This window comes from Embleya australiensis, from assembly GCF_051903075.1.
Classification (GTDB): domain Bacteria; phylum Actinomycetota; class Actinomycetes; order Streptomycetales; family Streptomycetaceae; genus Embleya.
The window spans coordinates 3,881,547-3,904,570 of the sequence record NZ_CP182422.1 but is presented as its reverse complement, the minus strand read 5'-3'; the positions used below and the strand labels follow the sequence as shown (position 1 = coordinate 3,904,570).

17 protein-coding genes are annotated in these 23,024 nt (G+C 71.9%); 8 read left to right on the top strand and 9 right to left on the bottom strand.

Going from position 1 to position 23,024, the window contains the following annotated elements:
• Positions 1 to 44 precede the first annotated feature (44 nt).
• The 4 genes from ACMXN5_RS16705 to pdhA all read right to left on the bottom strand — a co-directional run bounded on the left by ACMXN5_RS16705 (position 45) and on the right by pdhA (position 5,005).
• Positions 45 to 1,379 (bottom strand): MFS transporter, encoded by a 1,335-nt coding sequence (locus ACMXN5_RS16705; RefSeq protein ID WP_439675932.1) that lies wholly within the window; start codon positions 1,377 to 1,379, stop codon positions 45 to 47.
• Positions 1,380 to 1,467: 88 nt separating this feature from the next.
• Entirely contained in the window at positions 1,468 to 2,844 is a 1,377-nt protein-coding gene (locus tag ACMXN5_RS16700) for a dihydrolipoamide acetyltransferase family protein (protein WP_439678023.1), read from the bottom strand.
• A gap of 32 nt (positions 2,845 to 2,876) precedes the next feature.
• Positions 2,877 to 3,878, bottom strand: coding sequence for an alpha-ketoacid dehydrogenase subunit beta (locus ACMXN5_RS16695; protein ID WP_439675931.1), 1,002 nt, complete (start codon positions 3,876 to 3,878; stop codon positions 2,877 to 2,879).
• Positions 3,878 to 5,005: a pyruvate dehydrogenase (acetyl-transferring) E1 component subunit alpha gene (gene pdhA / locus ACMXN5_RS16690; RefSeq protein ID WP_439675930.1), complete on the bottom strand. Its 1,128-nt coding sequence runs from the start codon at positions 5,003 to 5,005 to the stop codon at positions 3,878 to 3,880. Before pdhA ends, ACMXN5_RS16695 begins: the two co-directional genes overlap by 1 nt.
• A 363-nt stretch (positions 5,006 to 5,368) precedes the next feature.
• On the opposite strand from pdhA, the gene ACMXN5_RS16685 reads away from it, so the two are divergent.
• The gene (locus ACMXN5_RS16685) at positions 5,369 to 6,025 is read left to right on the top strand and encodes a response regulator (protein ID WP_439675929.1); all 657 of its coding nucleotides are present in this window, start codon (positions 5,369 to 5,371) and stop codon (positions 6,023 to 6,025) included.
• Positions 6,026 to 6,113: 88 nt separating this feature from the next.
• On the opposite strand, the gene ACMXN5_RS16680 is transcribed toward ACMXN5_RS16685, so the two are convergent.
• From ACMXN5_RS16680 to ACMXN5_RS16660, 5 genes are all read right to left on the bottom strand, one after another.
• Entirely contained in the window at positions 6,114 to 7,493 is a 1,380-nt protein-coding gene (locus ACMXN5_RS16680; RefSeq protein ID WP_439678022.1) for a flotillin family protein, read from the bottom strand.
• Between the two features lie 181 nt (positions 7,494 to 7,674).
• Complete coding sequence (locus tag ACMXN5_RS16675; protein WP_126640305.1) at positions 7,675 to 7,884, bottom strand: hypothetical protein; 210 nt, start codon at positions 7,882 to 7,884, stop codon at positions 7,675 to 7,677.
• A gap of 90 nt (positions 7,885 to 7,974) precedes the next feature.
• Positions 7,975 to 8,598: a hypothetical protein gene (locus ACMXN5_RS16670; RefSeq protein WP_126640304.1), complete on the bottom strand. Its 624-nt coding sequence runs from the start codon at positions 8,596 to 8,598 to the stop codon at positions 7,975 to 7,977.
• A gap of 176 nt (positions 8,599 to 8,774) precedes the next feature.
• On the bottom strand, positions 8,775 to 9,707 hold the full coding sequence (locus ACMXN5_RS16665; protein WP_439675928.1) for a metallophosphoesterase family protein: 933 nt from the start codon (positions 9,705 to 9,707) through the stop codon (positions 8,775 to 8,777).
• 258 nt (positions 9,708 to 9,965) lie between these two features.
• Positions 9,966 to 10,985: a LacI family DNA-binding transcriptional regulator gene (locus ACMXN5_RS16660; protein WP_439675927.1), complete on the bottom strand. Its 1,020-nt coding sequence runs from the start codon at positions 10,983 to 10,985 to the stop codon at positions 9,966 to 9,968.
• Positions 10,986 to 11,188: 203 nt separating this feature from the next.
• On the opposite strand from ACMXN5_RS16660, the gene hisC reads away from it, so the two are divergent.
• The 7 genes from hisC (at position 11,189) to ACMXN5_RS16625 (ending at position 23,017) form a co-directional block, all read left to right on the top strand.
• Positions 11,189 to 12,295: a histidinol-phosphate transaminase gene (hisC, locus tag ACMXN5_RS16655; protein WP_395795839.1), complete on the top strand. Its 1,107-nt coding sequence runs from the start codon at positions 11,189 to 11,191 to the stop codon at positions 12,293 to 12,295.
• Positions 12,296 to 12,569: 274 nt separating this feature from the next.
• Positions 12,570 to 14,006, top strand: coding sequence for a cytochrome ubiquinol oxidase subunit I (locus ACMXN5_RS16650; RefSeq protein WP_439675926.1), 1,437 nt, complete (start codon positions 12,570 to 12,572; stop codon positions 14,004 to 14,006).
• Positions 14,007 to 14,023: 17 nt separating this feature from the next.
• Entirely contained in the window at positions 14,024 to 15,061 is a 1,038-nt protein-coding gene (gene cydB / locus ACMXN5_RS16645; RefSeq protein ID WP_439675925.1) for a cytochrome d ubiquinol oxidase subunit II, read from the top strand.
• An 81-nt stretch (positions 15,062 to 15,142) separates the two neighbouring features.
• Positions 15,143 to 18,838 carry a thiol reductant ABC exporter subunit CydD gene (gene cydD, locus ACMXN5_RS16640; RefSeq protein ID WP_439675924.1) on the top strand — a complete coding sequence of 1,232 codons (3,696 nt, stop codon included), beginning with the start codon at positions 15,143 to 15,145 and terminating at the stop codon, positions 18,836 to 18,838.
• 117 nt (positions 18,839 to 18,955) lie between these two features.
• Complete coding sequence (locus ACMXN5_RS16635) at positions 18,956 to 20,731, top strand: GAF domain-containing protein (RefSeq protein ID WP_439675923.1); 1,776 nt, start codon at positions 18,956 to 18,958, stop codon at positions 20,729 to 20,731.
• Positions 20,732 to 20,895: 164 nt separating this feature from the next.
• On the top strand, positions 20,896 to 21,918 hold the full coding sequence (locus ACMXN5_RS16630; RefSeq protein WP_439678021.1) for a medium chain dehydrogenase/reductase family protein: 1,023 nt from the start codon (positions 20,896 to 20,898) through the stop codon (positions 21,916 to 21,918).
• Between the two features lie 406 nt (positions 21,919 to 22,324).
• Positions 22,325 to 23,017 (top strand): response regulator, encoded by a 693-nt coding sequence (locus ACMXN5_RS16625; RefSeq protein ID WP_439675922.1) that lies wholly within the window; start codon positions 22,325 to 22,327, stop codon positions 23,015 to 23,017.
• Positions 23,018 to 23,024: the final 7 nt, after the last annotated feature.

Here is a 23,024-nt window from a genome sequence, read left to right as displayed (position 1 = left end):
CCCGCGAGGATGTCCGGAGTGCGGTGGGGCGATCGGGCGCGGCCTCAGCCCGCGTCGGACACGCTCTCGCGCTCGGGCACGCGCCGGGCCACCACGCACACCGGTTCGGGCCGCCGTTCGCGGCCCGCGGCCTTGCGGGCGTAGCGCAGCACCTGTACGACACCCAGGAGCAGCGGCACGGCCTGCACCGCCATCGCCACGCGGTACGCGTTCAGGCCGTGCTCGCCGCCGCCGGGCTCGACCAGGTCCAGGACCAGGCCGATGGCGAACAGGCACAGGGTGGCGGCGGCGAATCCGCCGACGTTGACGATGCCGGACACGGTGCCCAGGCGCTGCGGCGGATTGCCCGCCCGGGCGAACTCCATGCCGACCAGGGACAACGCGCCGCCGGGCCCGATCACCAGGGCCAGCAGGACCAGGAGCCACAGCGGCGAGGGTTCGCTCGGGATCAGTACCGCAGCCCAGGCCGCGACGGCGAGCACGGGCTGTCCCACGCACAACACGAGCCGGCTGCCCGGCCGGCGGGTCACCAGCGGGCCGACCACCAGGCACGCGAGCATGTTGATCACGATCGCGACGGTGAGCAGCGCGCTCGCGGCCCCCTTGGACAGGCCCTGGCCCTCGACCAGGAACGGGAAGCCCCAGAGCATCAGGAACACCTGCGGCAGGCATCCGCAGGCCCAGTGCGCCCACAGGCCGAGCCGGGTGCCGGGCTCCGCCCACGCGGCGCGCACCTGGGACCACATGCCGGGACCGCCCGCCGGCCGGGTGCGCACCGAACCGCCGGGGTTGTCGCGCAGTACGAGCAGGAGCACCACCAGGACCAGCACGCCGACCCCGGCCGAGACGGCGAAGGTGCGGCTCCAGCCGAACGCGTGCAGCGCCCCGGCGAGCGGGGTGGCGCCGGCCAGGTTGCCGGCCATCCCGAGCAGCGCGGTCAACTGGGTCAGCACCGCGACCCGGTTCGGCGGGAACCACACCGCCACCACGCGCAGCACGCTCACGAAGGTCATCGCGTCGCCCATGCCGACCAGGACCCGGGCGAGCACCGCGCCAGGGAAACCGTGCGCGAAGGCGAAGGTGAACTGTCCCGCCGTCATCAGCACCAGACCGCACCCGAGCACCCGCTTGGCGCCGAACCGGTCGGTGAGCGCGCCGACGGGTATCTGCAGGCCCGCGTAGACGAGCAGTTGCAACATCGGGAAGAGGGAGAGCTGCGACGCGGAGACGTGGAAGCGCTCCTGGGCCTCGATCCCGGCGACCCCGAGGCTGCTGCGATGGAACACCGCGACGACGTACACCGAGGCCGCCACCGCCCACATGATCCAGGCGATTCGGCCGCCGAGCCGGGTGGGCACTGGGTCCGCGGTTGGCTTCACAGTACACATACATTATCGGACGCCGTCGGACATACGTCCGGCCGGGCCCCGAACAGGGCCCGGCCGGACGAAGTCCGCAACCCGCGGATCAGCCGCGTACGAACAGCAACTTCGGCCGCTCCAGCATCTGCGCCACGTCGGCCAGCACGCGCGAGCCCAACTCGCCGTCCACCATGCGGTGGTCGAACGACAACGACAGCGTGGTCACCTGCCGGGGCTTGACCTTGCCCTTGTGCACCCACGGCTGCTCGCGAATCGCGCCCACCGCCAGGATCGCGGCCTCGCCCGGGTTGAGGATCGGGGTGCCGCCGTCCACCCCGAACACACCCACGTTGGTGATGGTGACCGTGCCGCGGGCCAGGTCGGCGGGCGAGGTGCGGCCCTCCCGCGCGGTGGCCACCAGCTCGGTGAGCGCGCCGGCGAGCGCGGTCAGGCTCTTGCCGCCCGCGTCCTTGATGTTCGGCACGATCAGACCGCGCGGGGTGGCCGCGGCGATGCCCAGGTTGATCCGGTCCCGGACGACGATCTCCTGGTTCGCCTCGTCCCAGGAGGCGTTGATCTCCGGGTGCCGGGCGATCGCCACCAGCAGCGCCCGGGCGACCAGGAGAAGCGGGCTCACCTTGGTGCCCGCGAAGTCGGGCAGCTCGCGCAGCTTGCGCACGAGTTTGACGGTGCGGGTCACGTCCACCGTCACCCACTCGGTGACGTGCGGCGCGGAGAACGCGCTGGCCACCATCGCCTGCGCGGTGGCCTTGCGCACGCCCTTGACCGGGATGCGCCGCTCGCCGGCGATCGTCTCGCCCGGTCCGGTCGCCCGGAACGGCTGCGCCGCGGGCGCGGGCGTCGGGCGGGCGGCGGCGTGCACGTCCTCGCGGGTGACGGTGCCGCCGGGGCCGGAGGGCTGTACCGACGCGAGGTCCACGCCCAGGTCCCGGGCCAGCTTGCGGACCGGCGGCTTGGCGAGGGCGAGGGAGCCGCCGGCGGGGGCGGGGCGGGCCGCTCCGTTCGTCGGCGCCACGGAGTCGGTCCTGCGGGGTCGCCGTTTGCCGCTGCTGGTGCGTACGCCGTAGCCGACGAGCACCGCCGTGCGGGTCTCCTTGCCCTTCTCCTTGGCCGCCTCCTCGGTCGGGGCCGGCGCGACGCTCGGGGCCGGCGCATCGGCGACCGGCTCGGCGACCGGCTCCGGGACGAGGTCGGCCGCGAGGGCCTGCTCCCGCTCCGGCTCGGCCGCGGCCACGGCGGTGCCCGCGGGCGCGACCGCGATGATCGGCGCCCCGACCGCGACCGTGTCGCCCTCGGCGGCCAGCAGTTCGGTCACCACCCCGTCGTACGGACACGGCAGCTCGACCAGCGCCTTCGCCGTCTCCACCTCGACCATGACCTGGCCGTCGTGCACCGCGTCGCCGACCTTGACGTGCCAGACGACGATGTCGGCCTCCTCCAGGCCCTCGCCGACGTCGGGCATCAGGAACTTCTTCACCTCGGACACGGGGTTCCTCACCAGGCCAGGGAGCGGTCGACGGCATCGAGCACACGGTCGAGGTCGGGGAGGTACTCCTCCTCGACACGGGACGGCGGATACGGCGTGTGATAGCCGCCGACCCGCAACACCGGTGCCTGAAGGTGGTAGAAGCAGCGCTCGGTGATGGTCGCGGCCACCTCCGCGCCGATGCCCAGGAACGACGGGGCCTCGTGGACGACCACCAGGTGTCCGGTGCGCTTGACCGACTCCTCGATCGTGTCGAAGTCCAGCGGGGACACCGAGCGCAGGTCGATCACCTCCAACTCGCGCCCCTCCTCGGCGGCCGCGGCGGCGGCCTCCAGGCAGGTGGCCACCATCGGGCCGTAGGCGACCAGGGTGCACGCGTCGCCGGAGCGCACCACGCGGGAGTCGTACAGCGGTCCGGGGGCCGCGGCGGTGTCCACCTCGGCCTTGGTCCAGTAGCGCCGCTTGGGCTCCAGGAAGATCACCGGGTCGTCGGAGGCGATCGCCTGCTGGATCATCCAGTAGGCGTCCACCGGGTTCGAGCACGAGACCACGCGCAGGCCTGCGGTGTGCGCGAAGTACGCCTCCGGCGACTCGCTGTGGTGCTCGACCGCGCCGATGCCGCCGCCGAACGGGATGCGGATCACGATCGGCAGCCGCACGTAGCCCAGGGAGCGGGCGTGCATCTTGGCGAGCTGGGTGACGATCTGGTCGAAGGCGGGGAAGACGAAACCGTCGAACTGGATCTCCACGACCGGCCGGTAGCCCGCGAGGGCGAGGCCGATCGCGGTGCCGACGATGCCGGACTCGGCCAGCGGGGTGTCCACCACCCGGTCCTCGCCGAAGTCCTTCTGCAGGCCGTCGGTGACCCGGAAGACACCACCGAGCTTGCCGATGTCCTCGCCCATGATCAAAACCTTGGGGTCGCTCTCCAGGGACCTGCGCAGTCCCGTGTTGAGCGCCTGCACCATCGACATCTGACGGGTCGTGCCCGTCGACTGTGCGGGAGCCATCAGTGCCCGTCCTCCCCGGCGTCGACGAAGGACGCGTGATAAGCCTCGAACTCGGCCCGTTCCCGTTCCACGAGCGGGTGCGACTCGGCATAGACATTCGCGAACATGGAGGCCGGATCCGGGTCCGGCATGGTGCGCACGCCATTGCGCACGCGCTTGCCCAATTCCTCGCTCTCCGCCTCCAGATCGGCGAAGAACCCGGGGTCGCCGATGCCCTGCTTGTGCAGGAACGCCTTGAGGCGTTCGATCGGGTCCTTGAGCTTCCACTCCTCGAGTTCCGCGCTCAACCGATAGCGGGTCGGGTCGTCGGAGGTGGTGTGCGCGCCCATGCGGTAGGTGAACGCCTCGACCAGCATCGGGCCCTCGCCGCGCCGGGCCCGGTCCAGGGCCGCCCTGGTCACCGCCAGGCACGCGAGCACGTCGTTACCGTCGACCCGAACTCCGGGAAAGCCGAATCCGGCGGCACGCCGATACAGCGGCACCTTCATCTGGCGTTCGGTGGGTTCGGAGATCGCCCACTGATTGTTCTGGCAGAAGAACACCACGGGGGCGTTGAACACGGCCGCGAAGGTGAATGCCTCGTTGACGTCGCCCTGGCTGGAGGCGCCGTCGCCGAAATAGGTGACGACCGCGCCATCGGTTCCCTCGCGCTGCATGCCCATCGCGTATCCGACGCCGTGCAGACTCTGTGCGCCGATGACGATCGTGTAGAGATGGAAATTGTTCTCGCGTGGATCCCAACCGCCGTTGTTGACGCCGCGGAACATCCCGAGCAGATTCAGCGGATCGACACCGCGACACCATGCGACGCCGTGTTCACGGTACGTGGGAAACACATAGTCGTTCGAACGCAGCGCGCGCCCCGAACCGATCTGCGCGGCCTCCTGGCCGAGCAGGGAGGCCCACAGGCCCAACTCGCCCTGCCGCTGGAGGGCGGTGGCCTCGGCGTCGAAGCGGCGCACCAGCACCAGGTCGCGGTACAGCGCCAGGTATTCGTCGTCCGAGAGATCGACCGCGTAATCCGGATGCTCGACCCGCTCGCCCTCCGGGGTGAGCAACTGGATCAGCTCGGGACCGGCTCCGGAATCGGGCGGAAACAATGTCCCGTCCGTACTGTCCACTGCCACGTTCTCTCCTCCGTCTGTCCGGTCCGCGGGGTCGCCGTGGACCGGGTCCGGATCGCCGGGCCCGGTTCCGCGCGGGGTGTGCGCGGCTACCTTGATGTGCAGACACGGCGATTGGTGGCTGTACTTCCTAGGATTTCCTAGGAATTCCCGAGTGAATCCGGGAGGCGCCTGCGCACAGGCATGCGGTTCGGAAACCGCACACCGCAACGTTACCCATCGGTCCGGCCGGGACGTAGTGGCGACCGGCCCGAACGTGGCGGCCCCCTTTGTGGTTCTCCGACAAATGGCCGGCATGTCGGACCCGAACCGCCCGTGCGGCGGCATCACAGAGCGACCGCCGAGAGTGCGTGGGAACCTGTACAAGTGACTGATCAGGGAAGCATCCGGGTATTTCTCCTCGATGATCACGAAGTGGTACGCCGGGGCGTCCACGAGTTGTTGTCGATCGAGGCGGACATCGACGTGGTCGGCGAGGCCGGCACCGCCGCCGAGGCGCTGGTGCGCATCCCGGCGACCCGGCCGCAGGTCGCGGTGCTCGACGTCCGACTGCCGGACGGCAGCGGGGTCGAGGTGTGCCGCGAGATCCGCTCGCAACTACCCGACGTGCGCTGTCTGATGCTCACCTCGTTCTCCGACGACGAGGCGCTGTTCGACGCGATCATGGCGGGCGCGTCCGGCTACGTGCTCAAGGACATCCGCGGCTCGGACCTGGTCGGCGCGGTCCGCGACGTGGCCGCGGGCAGGTCCCTGCTCGACCCGGCGGCCACCGCCCGCGTGCTGGAACGGCTGCGCGGCGGCGATCGCGGCGACGAACGCCTGGCCGCGCTCAGCGAGCAGGAGCGCCGGATCCTGGACCTGATCGGCGAGGGCATGACCAACCGCCAGATCGGCGCCGAGATGCACCTGGCCGAGAAGACGGTCAAGAACTACGTCTCCAGCCTCCTGGCCAAACTCGGCATGGAACGCCGCACCCAGGCCGCCGCGTACGTGGCCCGCCAAAAAGCCGAGAAGCGCCGGTAGCCGACGGCGCCGCCATCGGGTCCGGAGCAAGGGCACGGGGCCGACGGCCGGGCCCCGATCGCGGGGTCCGGCCGGGTGGGCGTGCGGGTCAGTTTTCCGCGGACTTGATGAGGGGTTCGGGGATGGGGGGCTCGTCGATTTCGACCTCGATGCGGACCGAGTCGGTCGGGTGCGGGTCGGGCTTGGGGGCGGTGCCGTTGGTGCCGTTGGTGCCGTTGGTGTTGGACAGGAGTTGGCGGGCTATGCCGAGGCCGGTGCCGCCCATGGTGAGGGCCTTGGCGAAGAGGTCGCCCAGGCCGTCGCCGCCGTTGAGCAGGACCATGTGGTCGACGTTGCCGAACGCCTCGGCGCCGGCGCGGACGATCTCCGGCCAGTTCTCGGCGAGTTGCTGGGCGACCACGGCCTCCTGGTTCTCCGCGAGCGCCGCCGCGCGGGCCGCGATGGCCGCCGCCTCGGCGAGACCCTTGGCCTTGGCCGCCTCGGCCTGCGCCTTGCCGGTGGCCAGCGTGGCCTCGGCGGCGGCCAGACCGCGTACCTTGGTCGCCTCCGCGTCGGCGATCGCGGCCAGTTCGGTCTCGCGGGCGTTCGCCTCGGCCGCCGAGATCCGCGCGTCGCGCTCGGCCTGGGCCCGGGTGCGGATCTCGTACGCCTTCGCGTCGGCCGGCTTGCGTACGTCCGCCTGGAGCTGTTGCTCGCGCCGCATGGCCTCCAGCTCGGCGACCCGGGTCTCCTGGACCACCACCTCCTGCTTGGCGGCGGCGTCGGCCAGCGGGCCCGCCTGCGCCGCGCGCGCGGTGGCCTCGTCCCGCTCGGCCTGGTAGCCGGCCTGCTGGATCTCACTGTCCCGGGTGGCCTGGGCCATCCGCGCCTTGGCCTCCTGCTCGGCCTCGGTGGCCTTGCGGGTGGCCAGCGCCTCGGCGATCCGCGCGTCGCGGACCACCGCCGCGGTGTGCGGCGCGGCCATGTTCTTGATGTAGCCCGTCGGGTCCTCGATCTCCTGGATCTGCAGGCTGTCCACGATCAGCCCGAGCTTTTCCATGTCCGACCCCGACGCCGCGCGCACATGCGCGGTGAGCTTCTCCCGGTCCCGGATCATGTCCTCGACGGTCAGCCCGCCGACGATCGAGCGCAGATGGCCGGCCAGCACCTTGCGGACCCGGGACTCCATCTGCTTCTGCTGGTCCAAAAAGCGCCTGGCCGCGTTGGCGATCGAGACGTAGTCGTCGCCGATCTTGAAGATGACCACACTCTGCACCCGCAGCGGGATGCCCTGCGTGGTCACACATTCGACGCTGAGCTCGGCCTCGTTCAGGTCGAGCGAGAGCTTGCGTACGGCCTGCACGAACGGCAGGACGAGCGTGCCGCGCCCGGTGACGATGCGAAACCCCATGCCCTCGCCGAGTCCCTCGGTGTGATGCCGGGAACCGGAGATGACCAGCGCCTCGTTGGGCTCGGCGACGCGCCACATGAGCTTGAAGACCACGACCAGGACGATGAGCAGACCGAGCACGATGAGCACGGTGTAGAGCACGGAGCATTCCCCCTTCGGCCTGACTCGGAGTGTCCTCGCCGGGCCGAAGGCCGCCAAGAGGGAGCTCCCCAGGGGCAGTTGCCGCCCGTCGCGAAGCCGGGCCGCGCCGAACCGCGGCTCAGCCGAAGGCCGACGCCACGTACACCGTGCGCGGCGGCAGATACTCCACGATCACCACCAACTCCCCCACGGCGTGCTCCTCCCCGGGCAGCGCGGAGTACGCGAGGAACGCCTCCACCCCACCGCGTACCTCGATCATGACCTCGCCCACCAGACCGGGGCCGATTCCCCCGGTGACCTTGCCGCGTTTGCCGACCATGTCGCCCATTGTGTGGCCCGGTCGCCGACTCGGTGCCGCCGGGCGCGATCCGGCCCGCCCACCCGGGGCGGGTGGGCGGGCGGACCGGTGCCGGCGGTGTCAGCCCAGGAGCGTGGTGCCCTCGTCCGAGCCCTCGCGCAGGCGCGAGCGCATGAACGGCAGGATGCCGCGGTGCAGGATCGCCCGGCGCCATTCCTCGCGCGCCAGGTACACCTCGACCTCCCCGGTCGGCCGCGCCCGGTTGCGCGCGGCCACCGCGAGCATGGCGAGTCCCCCGATCGCCGCCGCCCCGAGCGAGATGCCGATCGCCGCGATCGAGGCGAGTTGCATCGTGTGCTGCATGCCCGGGTCGTCCATCGTGAGCGGCAACAGCACGTAGCCCACGATCAGGAAGACGACCGCCGAGATGCCGGCCACGATCACCGCCATCGCCGTGGCGAGGGCGAACCAGCCGAAGCTCTCGCCGGCCTCGATCATCGAGGCGCCGAAGTCCGGTCGGATGCCCGACTCGAAACGCTGCTCCGTACGTTCGTACCGGTCGTATTCGTCGCGCGCCGTCTCGGCGATCGACGGGGTCGCGTCCAACGTGGCCGTCCGCAGTTGCTCGACGTTCAGGTTGGGTACCGCCGCGAGACCGGAGAGGGTTTCCTCCAGGTGCAGTGCGTCGTCGACGAACTGCTCGTACTGGCGGCGGTGCTCGTCACTTCCAAACCAGTGTTGCATCGGATCCCCCGAATGAGGCCGCGCGGGCGTTTCCCGCGTCCGCCGGGCCCGTCAGGGGACCCGTGCAAGCTGTCGGTGGATCAACGACCCGCAAAAGCACCTGACGGTGTCGAGGCGGATACCTATTGATGATAGGGTGCACCTCCGCCTTTTGGGCAGGGAGTTCCCTACGACGGTCACTCGTCCCCGGGGTCGGCGGCCAGGTCGCCCAGGTCGTACACCCGGCCCTGCGTCTCCTCCAACGCGCTGGGCAGCACGCCCGGTTCGGGGGTGGCCAGCGGCAACCGCGCGACCAGGCACGGGCCGCCGAGGTAGATCCCGCCGTCGAGGTTGACCACCTGACCGTCCGCGTACACGCGCGGTCCGGCGATCGTGGAGGGGTCCTCGCCCGTCTGGTACGGGATCGGGGTGTGTCCGTGCACGATCCGCCGCCCGCCCAGTTCGCTGAGCAGATCGGCCGCCGCGTACGGGCCGACCTCGCCCATGAACGCGCCGCGCCGGGTCAGGTTGCGGAACAGGTCCCACCACGAGAGCGGGTCCGGCTCGCGCAGTATGTCCGCGACGGCGCCGTCCACCTCCTCGATGGTGTCGCCGTATTCGAGGTAGGCGTTGCTGTCGGAGTGGATCAGCAGGTGCCCGTCGACCACCGCGGCCACCGGCTGCCCGGCCAGCCAGTCGGCCTGTTCGTCGGTGAAGCGCTCCAGGTCGGACTGCATGCCGCCGTTGCGCAGCCAGATCTCGCGGAAGGTGGTCGAGCCGCCCGCGACCGGCACCGGGTGATCACCGAAGCGGAACACGCCCAGGAGCAGGATCTCGTGGTTGCCGAGCAACATCCGGGTGCTGCCGCCGGCCTCGGCCGACTCACGGGCCAGCGACATGGCCAGTTCGACCACGCCGATGCCGTCGGGGCCGCGGTCGGTGAAGTCGCCGAGGAACCACAGGCGCGAGCGTCCGCCGCTCCAGTGCGCGTCCTCGTCGATCAGGTCCCGGGCGCGCAGGGCGGCCTTGAGCTCCTCCAGATGACCGTGGACGTCGCCGACCACGTACAGCGGGGCGTCCTGCTCCGCCGCGGCGCCCGTGGGGGCCGGTGTAGCCGAGACGTTGCTCACCAGAAGGGTCCTTTCTTCAGATCGGCACCACCGTACGGCGGCGGTTCCGACACCCGGTTGTGAACCAAGACGCACAACAGCCGGGTTCGGCTGCGGCTCACCCGGTCCGATTCGGATGATTCCTGGACCGTATCTCTCGTGCGGGCACGGTGGAACGGACCACGCTCAATTGTGCGTGGACCCGCGACCGTGTACCCCGGCGCCCCCACCCCCGGGTGCGGCCGGGCACCGGGCGGCGGATCGGGTCGAACACACCGGTCAGCGGCGCGTGGAGGAATCCCGGACGGAGAGCCGGGTGGGCACGGTGCGCTGGGCGGGCAGCAGCGGCCCCGCCCCGGCGTCCTCGATCACCCCGACGAGCAGTTCCACCGCCCAGGCGCCGGCCAGGGCCGGTTGCAGGCTCAGCGAGGTCACCGACGGGTCGGCCCCCTCGCCGCAGCAGGCCAGGAGCAGATCGTCGGGCACCCGCAGGGCACGCTCGCGGGCCGCGTCCAACAACTCGGCCGCACAGCCCTCGTGCAGACCGAACACCGCGTCGGGCCCCCGGTCGAGCAGGCGGGCGGCGGCGGCCCGGCCCGCGCCGGGGGTGCGGGCCTCGTACTCCTCGGTGATCGCCGGCACACCCCGGTCCGCGCACCACGCCCGATAGCCCGCGACCCCCTTGTCGGCCCCGGGCCCGTCGGCGGCGGCGAGCAGGCCGATCCAGCCGGCGCCCGCGTCGGCGAGATGGTCGAGTACCGAACGCACGGCCGCCACGTGGTCGTTGTCCACCCAACCGTAGACCGGGGTGGAGCCGGGGTGGCCGCCGCTGACCACGGGCACGCCCCGACGCAGCAGCTCGTGCACGAGCGGATCGTCGTCGGCGGGGTCGACGACGATGGTGCCGTCGAGCGCGACGTTGCCCCAGACGTCGTGCGGCGAGGACGCGGGCAGCACGACGAGCGCGTAGCCCAGGTCGAGCGCGGTCGCGGTGGCCGAGCGCACCAGCTCGGCGAACCAGGCGAACTCGGTGAGCGCGAACGGCTCGGTCGAGCGCATGGTCGTGGTCAGCCCGAGCAACCCCGACCGGCCGGTGCGCAGGGTGCGCGCGGCGGCCGACGGGCGGTAGCCCAGCCGGTCGGCGACCTCGCGCACGTGCACACGGGTCGTGTCGGGCAGTCGGCCCTTGCCGTTGAGCGCGTCGGAGACGGTCGTGATCGACACCCCGGCAGCCGCTGCGACGTCCCGGATGCCCACCCGGATCCGCCGCCCCACACGCGGTACATCTGGCGCTGTCATCGTCACGACACTAGGGCGAATGGGCCGCCCTGGCCGGGTTCATGTCATTGCTTTACGAAGAAACGTATCGCCCCATACCTGCCCCTGAACGTTCGGCGAAGGGCGCCCTCCGTCCGGGAATCCCCTCCGGGCCGGCGGATCATAGAGTGAGACGACCGGGACGTGCGCCCAGGCACCCCGACCAGTATGCGAGGAGGACGGGCGTGACCGAGCACAACGCCCCAGGCACCGACGACGGCACCACCCCCCGGTTCCGGGCCGCCCTGGCGGCGGTGCCCGCCTACAAGGCGGGTCGACCGCCCGCGCCGGCCGAGGGTCTACCGGCGTACAAGCTCTCGTCCAACGAGAACCCGTACCCGCCGCTGCCCAGCGTGCACAAGGTGGTGGCGGACGCGGTCGGCGAGATAAATCGCTACCCGGACCCGGCGAACGCGGAGCTGGCCGAGACGCTGGCCGAGCGGTTCGGGGTGCCCGCGTCGCACATCGTGGTGGGCAACGGTTCGGTGACCGTGGCCCAGCAGTTGGTCAACGCGACGGCCGGCGAGGGCGACGAGGTCGTCTTCGCGTGGCGCTCGTTCGAGGCGTACCCGATGCTCGTGCTGCTCGCCGGGGCGACGCCGGTGATGGTCCCGCTGCTCGCCGACGAGAGCCACGACCTGGACGCGATGGCCGCCGCGATCACCGAGCGGACCCGACTGGTCTTCGTGTGCAACCCGAACAACCCGACCGGCACGGTGATCCACCGCGCCGAGCTGGAGCGGTTCCTGGACCGGGTGCCGCGCCACGTGGTGGTCGTGCTGGACGAGGCGTACCGCGAGTTCATCCGGGACGAGCGGGTGCCGGACGGGGTCGAGCTGTACCGCGAGCGGCCGAACGTGGTGGTGCTGCGCACGTTCTCCAAGGCGTACGGGCTGGCCGGCCTGCGGGTGGGCTTCGCCATCGCGCACGAGGCGGCGGCCGACGAGCTGCGCAAGACCGGGATGCCGTTCGCGGTGAACCGGCTCGCCCAGGTGGCGGCGATCGCCTCGGTCGGCGCCGAGGCCGAACTCCTGGAGCGGGTCGAGGCGTTGGTCCAGGAGCGGACCCGGGTGCTGGAGACGCTGATCGGCCAGGGCTGGACGGTGTTCGACTCGCAGGCCAACTTCGTCTGGCTGCGGCTCGGCGAGCGCACCGGCGAATTCGCCGCGATGTGCGAGGCGGCCGGGGTGTCGGTGCGCCCGTTCGAGGGCGAGGGCTGCCGGATCACGATCGGTGAGACCGAGGCCAACACGATCTTCCTGGAGCAGGCGGCGCGATTCATGGAGAAGTAGCGCCCGAGAGCCGAAATGAGCCCCTTCGGGCACCCCCCTCCAGGGTGCCCGGAGGGGCTCGCTAGTGTTTGTGAACGGATGCACAAGCTCGACTTTGTGAACCCATTCACAAAGTCGTGCGCGTCGGAACCCGCGCATCCATCCCGGTTCATCCGGGTTCGTCCGGCGGAGTGTCGGGCGAGAGGCGCGGGGACGGCGTGTGCATCGTGAACCAAACGTGCCTCGCGCGCTCGCGGGCGGGGCACGACCGGCGATCAGGAGGAATGAGGGGCCCATGGACCTCGCCGTCGAAACACTCGACGTAGCCCGGTGGCAGTTCGGCATCACGACCGTCTACCACTTCCTCTTCGTGCCATTGACGATGGGTTTGTCCATCCTCGTCGCCTGCCTGCAGACCGCGTGGGTGCGTACCGGCAAGGAGCACTACCTCCGGGCCACCAAGTTCTGGGGCAAGCTCTTCCTGATCAACTTCGCGCTCGGCCTGGTGACCGGCATCGTGCAGGAGTTCCAGTTCGGGATGAACTGGTCCGACTACTCGCGCTTCGTCGGCGACATCTTCGGCGCCCCGCTGGCGATCGAGGCGCTGGTCGCGTTCTTCCTGGAGTCGACCTTCCTGGGGTTGTGGATCTTCGGCTGGGACCGCCTGCCGAAGAAGATCCACCTGGCCACCATCTGGGCCGCCGCGATCGGCACGATCCTGTCGGCCTACTTCATCCTGGCCGCCAACTCGTGGATGCAGCACCCGGTCGGGTACAAGATCAACCCGGAGACCGGCCGTGCCGAGCTGACCGACTTCGTGGCGGTGCTCACCAACAACACCGCGATCGCCGCGTTCCTGCACATCCTCCCGGCCGCGTTCCTGGTCGCCGGCGGCTTCCTGATCGGGATCAGCTGCTGGCACCTGCGCAAGCGCAACGAGGTCGCGGTCTTTCGCCCCTCGCTCCGGCTCGGCCTGTGGGTCTCGGTCCTCGCCGGCGTCGGCCTCGCGCTCACCGGTGACATGCAGGGCAAGCTGATGTACGACCAGCAGCCGATGAAGATGGCCTCGGCCGAGGCGCTGTGGGAGACCTCCAAGCCCGCGCCGTTCTCGATCTTTTCCTACGGCGACGTGCAAAAGGGTCACAACAAGGTCGCCATAGAGGTCCCCGGCGCGTTGTCCTTCCTGGCCAAGAACGACTTCGACGCGGAGTTGCCGGGGATCAACGACCTCCAGGAGCAGTCGGTGGTCAAGTACGGCCCCGGCGACTACCGGCCCAACATCTTCGTCACCTACTGGTCGTTCCGGCTGATGATCGGCGTGGGCATGGTCACCGCGGGCATCGGCCTGATCGGGCTGTGGCTGACCCGGCGCAAGCGGGAGCTGCCGAGCAACCCGTGGGTGTACCGGGTCGGCCTGTGGACCATCGCGTTCCCGTTCGCGGCCAACTCGTTCGGCTGGATCTTCACCGAGATGGGCCGCCAGCCGTGGCTGGTGTTCGGGGTGCTCAAGACCGAGGCGGGAGTGTCGCCGAGCGTGTCCACGGGTGAGGTGCTCACCTCGCTGATCGTGTTCACCCTGCTCTACGGCGCGCTCGCGGTGGTCGAACTCGGCCTGATCCGGCGCTACGTCAAGGCCGGACCCGAACCGATCAAGCCGGCCGCGGACAAGCACCCCGACGATCCGTCGGGCGGGGGCGAGGACGCCGACCGGCCGCTCGCCTTCGCGTACTAGGGGAGAGGGAGAGGGTCATGGGACTCAACGAATTCTGGTTCCTGCTGATCGCCGTGCTCTGGATCGGCTACTTCTTCCTCGAGGGCTTCGACTTCGGCGTCGGCATCCTGACGAAGCTGCTGGCCCGGAACGAGACCGAGCGCCGGGTGCTGATCAACACCATCGGTCCGGTCTGGGACGGCAACGAGGTGTGGCTGATCACCGCGGGCGGGGCGACCTTCGCGGCGTTCCCCGAGTGGTACGCGACCCTGTTCAGCGGCTTCTACCTGCCGCTGCTGCTGATCCTGGTGGCGCTCATCCTGCGCGGGGTGGCGTTCGAGTACCGGGCCAAGCGCGACGAGGACCGCTGGAAGCGCGGCTGGGAGCAGGCGATCTTCTGGGGCTCGCTGGTGCCGGCGTTCCTGTGGGGCGTGGCGTTCGCGAACATCACGCGCGGGGTGAAGATCGACGGGAACAAGGAGTATGTCGGCGACGTGTTCGACCTGCTCAACCCGTACGCCCTGCTCGGCGGCGTGGTCACCACGGCGCTGTTCACCTTCCACGGCGCGGTGTTCGTCGCGCTCAAGACCGACGGCGACATCCGGGGTCGGGCACGCGCGCTGGCCGGGCGCCTCGGCCTGGTCACCGCGGTGCTCGCGGCGGCGTTCCTGATCTGGACCCAGGCCGCGCACGGCAACGGCCGTACGCTGGTCGCGCTGATCGTCGCGGTCGCGGCCCTGGTCGGCGCGCTGGCGATGAACCGGATCGGGCGCGAGGGCTGGGCGTTCGCGATGTCGGGCGTGACGGTGATCGCGGCGGTGGCGATGTTGTTCCTGTCGCTGTTCCCGAGCGTGATGCCCTCCAGCCTGGACCCGGCGTGGGATCTGACCATCCACAACGCGTCCTCGACGCCCTACACGCTGAAGATCATGACCTGGGTCGCCGCCTTCATGACCCCGGTCGTGCTCTGCTACCAGGCGTGGACGTACTGGGTGTTCCGCAAGCGGATCAGCATCAAGAGCATCCCGACCAAGCCGGCGTTCGGGGCGGCGGCGGCCGATCTGGTGGGGAAGTAGGGGTTCGGCGCAGGGGCCGGCGCGCCGCCGGCCCCTGCGCGGCGACCCGACGACGCAACGACGTAGCGAAGAGAGCGGATCGTGAAGCCTGTTGACCCGCGCCTGCTGACCCACGCCCGAGCCACCCGGGGCTTTCTGGCCCTGACGGTGGTGCTGGGCACGGCGGGCGCGGGTCTCGTGCTCGTCCAGGCGGCACTGCTCGCCCGGGTGATCGTGGCGGCCTTCGAGGAGGGCGCCGGGGTCGGCGACCTGTGGCCGGAGCTGGGCCTGCTGGCCGGCGTGGTCGCGGCCCGCTCGGCGATCTCCTGGCTCACCGAGGTGGTCGCGCACCGGACCTCGGCGGCGGTGAAGTCGCAGTTGCGCTCGCGGCTGCTCGCGCACGTGGTCCGGCTCGGTCCGGCCTGGCTGAACCGGGAGCGGTCGGGTGAGCTGACCACGCTCGCCACCCGGGGTGTGGACGCGCTGGACGGCTACTTCGCGCGTTATCTGCCGCAACTGGTGCTGTCCGTCACGGTGCCGGTGGCGGTGCTCGCGCGGGTGGTGTTCGGCGACTGGATCTCGGCCGCCACGATCGTGGTCACCCTCCCGCTGATCCCGCTGTTCATGGCGTTGATCGGGATGGCCACGCAAAAGCACATGGACCGGCAGTGGAGCGTGCTGAACCGGCTGGCCGGGCACTTCCTGGACGTGGTCGCCGGGCTGCCGACGCTGAAGGTGTTCGGGCGGGCCAAGGCCCAGGCCGCGTCGATCCGGGCGATCACCGACGACTACCGTCGGGCCACCCTCAAGACCCTGCGGATCGCGTTCCTGTCCTCGTTCGCCCTGGAACTGCTCGCCACCATCTCGGTCGCGCTCGTCGCGGTCGGCGTGGGCCTGCGCCTCGTCGACGGGGACCTGGGTCTGGAGACCGCGCTCGTGGTGCTGATCCTGGCGCCCGAGGCGTATCTGCCGCTGCGTCAGGTCGGCGCCGAGTATCACGCGAGCGTCGAGGGGGTCAGCGCCGCGGAACGGGTGTTCGAGGTGCTGGAGACCGCGCCGGACGCTCCGGCCGGGACCGCGCCGGTGCCGGATCCGCGCTCGGCCGACGTGGTGCTGCACGGGGTGACGGTGCGGTACGAGGGACGCGCGGACGCCGCGCCGGCGGACGTGGACCTGACGGTGCGGCCCGGCGAGACGGTGGCGCTGACCGGTCCGAGCGGATGCGGGAAATCGACCCTGCTCGCGGTGCTGCTCGGCTTCGTGCGGCCGACGTCGGGGCGGGTCACGGTGGGCGGGGTGGACCTGGCCGATCTGGATCCGCGGGCGTGGCGGGCGCACATCGCGTGGGTGCCGCAGCGGCCGTACCTGTTCGCGGGCACGATCGGGGCGAATGTACGGCTGGCCCGGCCGGACGCGAGCGACGCCGAGGTGGACCGGGCGCTGGCCGACGCGGGGGCGGCCGACTTCGTGGCGCGCGCGGGGGGCCTCGACGCGCCGCTGGGCGAGGACGGGGCGGGCCTGTCCGCCGGGCAGCGGCAACGCCTCGCGCTGGCCCGGGCGTTCCTGGCCGACCGGCCGATCCTGCTGCTCGACGAGCCGACCTCGAACCTGGACGGGGACAGCGAGGCGGCCGTCGTCGAGGCGGTCGGCCGGCTGGCGGTGGGGCGCACGGTGATCCTGGTGGCGCACCGGCCCGCGCTGTTGCCGTTGGCGGATCGGGTGGTGGGGGTGGGGGGCTCGGCGGCGGGTGCCACGGGTGCCTTGGGTGCCACGGATGCCTCGGGTGCCACGGATGCCACGGATGCCTCGGGTGCCACGCTCGCCGAGGGCGCGTCGGCGGGGGACTCGGTCGGGGCGCACGCGGCGGTCGGGGCTCGGGCTCGGGTGGACACGATGCGCGCGGCGGAGGCGGCGGGTGACGTCGCGGCGGTGTCGTCGGAGGTGGCTGCGGAAGCGGTGGGGTCGGTCGGCTCGGTGACTTCGGGGGCCTCGGGCTCGGGCGGTTCGTCCGCCGTACCGTCCGACGCGCCTGCCACGGCTCCCGCGCCGGCCGGTCCCGGGCGGCGGCTGCTCGCGCTGGCCCGGCCGTTGCGGGGGCGGCTCGCGCTGGCGGTGTTGTGCGGGGCACTCGCGCTCGGTAGCTCGGTCGGGCTCATGGCCACCTCGGCGTGGTTGATCTCGCGGGCCTCCGAACATCCGCCGGTGCTGACGCTGATGGTCGCGGTGACCGGGGTTCGGGCCTTCGGCGTCTCGCGTGCGGTGTTCCGGTATGCCGAGCGGCTGATCGGGCACGACGCGGCGTTTCGGATCCTGGCCCGGCTGCGGGTTCGGGTGTACGAGCGGCTGGAGCGGCTGGCGCCGACCGGGCTGCCCGCCTTCCGTCGGGGGGATCTGCTGTCCCGGCTGGTCGCCGACGTGGACGCGGTGCAGGACTTCTTCCTGCGGGCGCTGTTGCCCGCCTGTGTGGCGGCGGTGGTCGGCGCGGGCGCGGTACTGACCGTGGCCCTGGTGCTCCCGGAGGCCGGCGCGGTGCTGCTGGTGGGCCTGCTCGCCGCCGGCGTGCTGGTCCCGTGGCTGGCCGCCCGGGTCGCCCGGCGGGCCGAGCGTCGGGTCGCGGCCGTCCGGGGCGAGCTCTCCGCCGCCGTGGTCGACCTGCTGCGCGGCACCCCCGAATTGATCGCCGCCGGCCGCGCCCCCGCCCGACTCGCCGAGGTGGCCGAGGTGGACGCCCGGCTGCGGGCGACCGAGGCGGGCCAGGCCCGGGGCGCGGGCGTCGGCGCGGGCCTGGCCGCGCTGGTGGCCGGCGCGACGGTCTGGGCCTCGGCCCTGGTCGGCGTCGCCGCCGTGCACGCCGACCGACTCGGCGGCGTGCTGCTCGCGCTGGTGGTCCTCACCCCGTTGGCCGCTTTCGAGGCCACCGTCGTGCTGCCCGCCGCGGGCCGGCACCTGGAGGCGTCGCGGCGGGCCGCGGCACGGGTGTTCGAGGTGCTGGACACCCCGGAGCCGGTGCGCGAACCGGCCGCGCCCGTCGCGCTGCCCGCCGCGCCGCGGCCGTTGCGGGTGCGCGACCTGTCCGCCCGCTGGACCCCCGACGGCCCGCCGGCCCTGGTCGGGGTCGACCTCGACCTGACGCCCGGCAAGCGGCTCGCGGTGGTCGGACCGAGCGGGTCGGGCAAGACCACGTTGGCCAACGTGCTGCTGCGCTTCCTGGAGCCGGCGGCGGGCACGGTGACGTTGGGCGGGGTACCGCTCGGCGAAGCGGCCGGGGACGACGTGCGCCGGGTGATCGGGCTGTGCGCGCAGGACGCGCACGTCTTCGACAGCTCGCTGCGGGAGAACCTGCGGCTGGCCCGGCCGGCCTGCGACGAGGAGGCGATGCGGGCGGCGCTGGCCCGGGCCCGACTCCTCGACTGGGTCGACGGCCTGCCCGAGGGGTTGGACACGATGGTCGGCGAACACGGCGCCCGGCTCTCCGGCGGCCAGCGGCAACGGCTCGCGCTCGCCCGCGCGCTGCTCGCCGACTTCGAGATCCTGCTTCTGGACGAGCCGGCCGAACACCTCGACCTGCCCACGGCCGACGCGCTGACCGCCGACCTGCTCGACGCCACCCGGGGCCGGACCACCCTCCTGGTGACCCACCGGCTCACCGGTCTGGACGCGGTGGACGAGATCGTGGTCCTGGCCGAGGGGCGCATCCGCCAGCGCGGCACGTGGGCGGAACTGAGCACCGCACCCGGGGAGTTCCGCACGCTCCTGGACCGCGAGCACGCGGCGGCGCCGGTCGCGGCGGGCGCCTGAGCGGGACATCCCACCCGGACGTACCGAGTCGGCGCGGAACGGGCCGGCCGCGGATCCGTACGCGTGTCCGTGCGGTTTGACACCTTTCCGGCCGATTCACACCCGTACGCTTTACCCATGGCGAACGGCGGCGACAGCCCGGAGGAACCCGAGCGGACCGAGCGCCCCGACCCGCCCCGGCGCCCCGACCGAGCAGACGACACCCGCGACACCCACCGACCCCCCGCGTCGGCCCCGCTCGCCCTGGACGACATCGTCGCCGAGGTGGTCGAACGGCTCGGCTCGGCCGCGGCCACCGGGGACCGGCTCCAGGGCCTGCTCGAAGCGGTGATCGCGGTCGGCGCCGACCTGGACCTGCACACCACGCTGCGCCGGATCGTCGAGGCCGCGGCCGATCTGGCCGACGCCCGCTACGCCGCGCTCGGCGTGATCGGCAGCGACAACAACCTGTCCGACTTCATCACCGTCGGCATCGACCCGGCCGACCGCGAGCGCATCGGCGAACTCCCGCACGGCCGGGGCATCCTGGGCCTGCTGATCGACCGTCCCGAACCGCTGCTGCTCGACGATCTGACCCGGCATCCGGCCTCCTACGGCTTCCCGCCGAACCATCCGGCGATGCACTCGTTCCTGGGCGTGCCGATCCGGGTGCGCAACGAGGTGTTCGGCAATCTGTACCTGACCGAGAAGCGCGGTCGACCCGACTTCGGCATCGAGGACCAGCAGGTGGTCCGGGCACTCGCGGCGGCGGCCGGCGTCGCGATCGAGAACGCGCGCCTGTTCGAGAGCGCGGCCCGCCGAGAGAAGTGGATCATGGGCTCGGCGGACGTCACCACGGCTCTGCTGACCGCGCAGGACCCCGACGAGGCGCTGGTCGTGGTGGCGGAGCGGGCCCGCGGCCTGGCCGAGGCGGACTTCGCCGCGATGTACCTGCCCCAGCCCGACGGCTCCTACCTGGTCGAGGTCACCTCCGGCGAGGACCTGGCGGGCCTCGGCGGCACGGTGATCGAGAAGGGCACCCCGCTCGCGGAGGCGATCAACGCCGGGCGCAGCATCTTCATCGAGGACATGAGCACCGACCCGAACGTGATGGTGGCCAAGTCGCGCTGCTTCGGTCCGGGCCTGTTCGTACCGCTGATCGCCAGCGATCGCATCCTCGGCGCGCTGGAGTTGGACAAGCGTGTCGGCGCGGTGCCGTTCAACGCGACCGAGCGCTCGATGGCGCAGGCGTTCGGCGGCCAGGCCGCGATCGCGCTGATGCTGGCGGGCGCGCAGCGCGATCGGGAACGGCTGGCGGTGTTCGAGGATCGCGACCGGATCGCCCGGGACCTGCACGACCTGGTCATCCAGCGGCTGTTCGCGACGGGGATGATGCTCCAGGGCGCGGCCCGGCTGGCCAAGGTGCCGGGTGTGGTCACCCGGGTCAATCAGGCGGTGGACGAACTCGACGCGACGATTCGTGAGGTGCGCAGCACGATCTTCGCGCTGCGGAATCCGCCGCGCGAAGGGGCGACCGGGGTCCGGGGGCGGGTGTTGCGCGAGGCGAGCGCGGCGGCGCCCGCGCTCGGCTTCGATCCGACGGTCACCTTCGTCGGACCGGTCGACTCGACCGTGCCGGACGAGGTCGCCGAGCAGCTTCTCGCCGCACTGCGCGAGATCCTGTCCAATGCCTCCCGCCACGCGCACGCGTCGCGCGTCGAGGTGAGCCTGGTGGTGGCCGGCGGCCACGTCGCCCTGGCGGTCACCGACGACGGGGTGGGCATCCCGCCGGGCGGTCGGCGCAGCGGGCTGGCCAATCTGGCGGGCCGGGCCGAGGAATTGGGCGGGCGGGCGGACTTCGGCCCGGGGCCGGAGGGGCTCGGGACGACGGTGACCTGGTCGGCGCCGATCTGACCGACGTGTTTCACGGGAAACCTTGACGGACTACAGGCATGCACTTAAGTTAGAGGCTATAACGAAGGTGATTGAGAGTCACTATCCCGGGAGATGCCATGACCATCAGTGCGATCGAGACCACGTCCGTGTCCACGCCCCAGGGCCGGCCCCCCGCCGAGACCATGACCGAAATCGTGCTCCCGGGCGTCGTCGAGCCCTCGGGTCTGCAGGTGCGCGAGCGCCCGGTGGCCGAGCCGGGCCCCGGGGAGGTGCTGCTCGCGGTCGAGGCGTCGGGCGTGTCCTTCGCCGAGCAGCAGATGCGCCGGGGCAAGTACTACGACCAGCCGCCCTTCCCGTTCGTGCCCGGCTACGACCTGGTCGGCACGGTGTCGCGGGTGGGCCCCCGGGTGAACGCCTCCCTCGTCGGCCGCCGCTTCGCCGCGCTGACCAAGGTCGGCGGCTGGTCGAGCCGGATCGTGCTCCCGGTCGCCGACCTCGTCGAGGTGCCCGAGGAGGTCGACCCGGCCGAGGCGGAGACGGTGGTGGTCAACGGCATCACCGCGTGGCAGATGTTGCACCGCGTGGCGAAGGTGCGGCGGGGACAGACGATCCTGGTACACGGCGCCAACGGCGGCGTGGGCTCGACCCTGGTCCAGCTGGCCACGCACGCGGGCATCCGGGTGATCGGCACCGCGTCCCCGCGCCACCACGACGCGGTACGCGCGCTCGGCGCCGTCCCGCTCGACTACCGCGCGCCCGATCTGCCGTCCCTGGTGCGCGAGTCGGCCCCCGACGGCGTCGACGCGGTGTTCGACCACGTGGGCGGGGACGGCATCGTCGACTCGTTCCGACTGCTCGCCCGGGGCGGCACGCTGGTCTCCTACGGAACGGCGGCCACGAAGGACCGGCCCGGCTCGTCCCGGCTCCCGGTGCTGGGGCTGATCGCCCGCCTGCTGTGGTGGAACCTGCTGCCCAACGGGCGGCGCACGCACTTCTACAACATCTGGGCCGGCAAGCGCCGCCCGGCCGCGTTCCGGGCCCGCCTCCGCGCCGACCTGACCGAGGTCCTGGCCCTGCTCGCCGAGGGCACCATCACCCCCCAGGTAGCCGCCCGCATCCCGCTGACCCGGGCCGCGGAGGCGATGACGCTGGCCGAGTCGGGCACGATCACCGGCAAGGTCGTCCTGATCCCGGACCCGCGCTGACCGCGACGCCCCGCCCCGCCGCTCCTCCGCAAGTGGCAGGTCGGGTTCGGTCCTTCGACCGAAGACCGGGAGATCGGCGGCGTCGATGCTTTCGGCATGACTTCGACGCCCCCACACACCCCGGCGATAGCGGTCCACGAACTGACCAAACGCTACGGCCGCACCACCGCGGCGGTACCCGCCCGTTCGGGCCGAGGAACCCGGTCACCACCCTCGACTTCGGCGCCACCCATCTGCGGGTCACGATCGTCAACGACGGCGCACCGGCGGCCGAACCCGCCCCGGGCGGCCACGGCCTGGTCGGCATGCGCGAGCGGATCGGCGTGCTCGGCGGCGAACTGGAGGCCCGGCCCGACGCGGACGGCGGCTTCCGGGTCGCGGCCCGCCTGCCGCTGGGGGATCCCGCGTGAGCGCCGGGAGCATCCGCCTGCTGATCGTCGACGACCAGGAGTTGATCCGCACCGGCCTGCGCCTGTTCCTGCAGACCCGGGACGAGTTCGACGTGGTGGGCGAGGCCGAGGACGGCGACGAGGCCGTCGAACTGGCCGCCACGCTGCGTCCGGACGTGATCCTGATGGACATCCGGATGCCGCGCGTGGACGGCGTCGAGGCCACCGCCCGCCTGCACGCCGCCGGGATCTCGCCGCCCCCGCGCGTACTGATCCTGACCACGTTCGACCTGGACGAGTACGTCTTCGGCGCGTTGCGCGCGGGCGCCGCGGGATTCCTGCTCAAGGACGCCTCGCGCGCCCGCCTGGTGGAGGCGATCGACGTGGTCCACGCCGGGGAGGGGCTGCTCTCGCCGTCGATCACCCGGCGCCTGATCGAGAACTTCGCCGCCCGCACCGACCCGCTGCGGTCCCCGCCCGGGCTCCTGGCGGCGCTGACCCCGCGCGAACGAGAGGCCCTGCTCCTGGTCGCCCGCGGGTTGTCCAACAGCGAGATCGCCGCCCACCTCGTGGTCACCGAGGCGACCGTGAAGAGCCACGTGGGCGGCATGTTCGCCAAGCTGGGCCTGCGCGATCGGGCGCAGGCGGTGGTGTTCGCCTACGAGCACGGCATCATCGTCGCCGGCGAGGGCCCGGCCCTGCCCGCCTGACGACGCC

Coding starts and splice junctions, on each gene's coding strand:
- ACMXN5_RS16650 (WP_439675926.1), top strand. CDS start 12,570: ATGGACCTCGCCGTCGAAACACTCGACGTAGCCCGGTGGCAGTTCGGC.
- ACMXN5_RS16670 (WP_126640304.1), bottom strand. CDS start 8,598: ATGCAACACTGGTTTGGAAGTGACGAGCACCGCCGCCAGTACGAGCAG.
- ACMXN5_RS16635 (WP_439675923.1), top strand. CDS start 18,956: ATGGCGAACGGCGGCGACAGCCCGGAGGAACCCGAGCGGACCGAGCGC.
- ACMXN5_RS16630 (WP_439678021.1), top strand. CDS start 20,896: ATGACCGAAATCGTGCTCCCGGGCGTCGTCGAGCCCTCGGGTCTGCAG.
- ACMXN5_RS16700 (WP_439678023.1), bottom strand. CDS start 2,844: ATGCCCGACGTCGGCGAGGGCCTGGAGGAGGCCGACATCGTCGTCTGG.
- ACMXN5_RS16660 (WP_439675927.1), bottom strand. CDS start 10,985: ATGACAGCGCCAGATGTACCGCGTGTGGGGCGGCGGATCCGGGTGGGC.
- ACMXN5_RS16675 (WP_126640305.1), bottom strand. CDS start 7,884: ATGGGCGACATGGTCGGCAAACGCGGCAAGGTCACCGGGGGAATCGGC.
- ACMXN5_RS16680 (WP_439678022.1), bottom strand. CDS start 7,493: ATGTGGCGCGTCGCCGAGCCCAACGAGGCGCTGGTCATCTCCGGTTCC.
- ACMXN5_RS16695 (WP_439675931.1), bottom strand. CDS start 3,878: ATGGCTCCCGCACAGTCGACGGGCACGACCCGTCAGATGTCGATGGTG.
- cydB (WP_439675925.1), top strand. CDS start 14,024: ATGGGACTCAACGAATTCTGGTTCCTGCTGATCGCCGTGCTCTGGATC.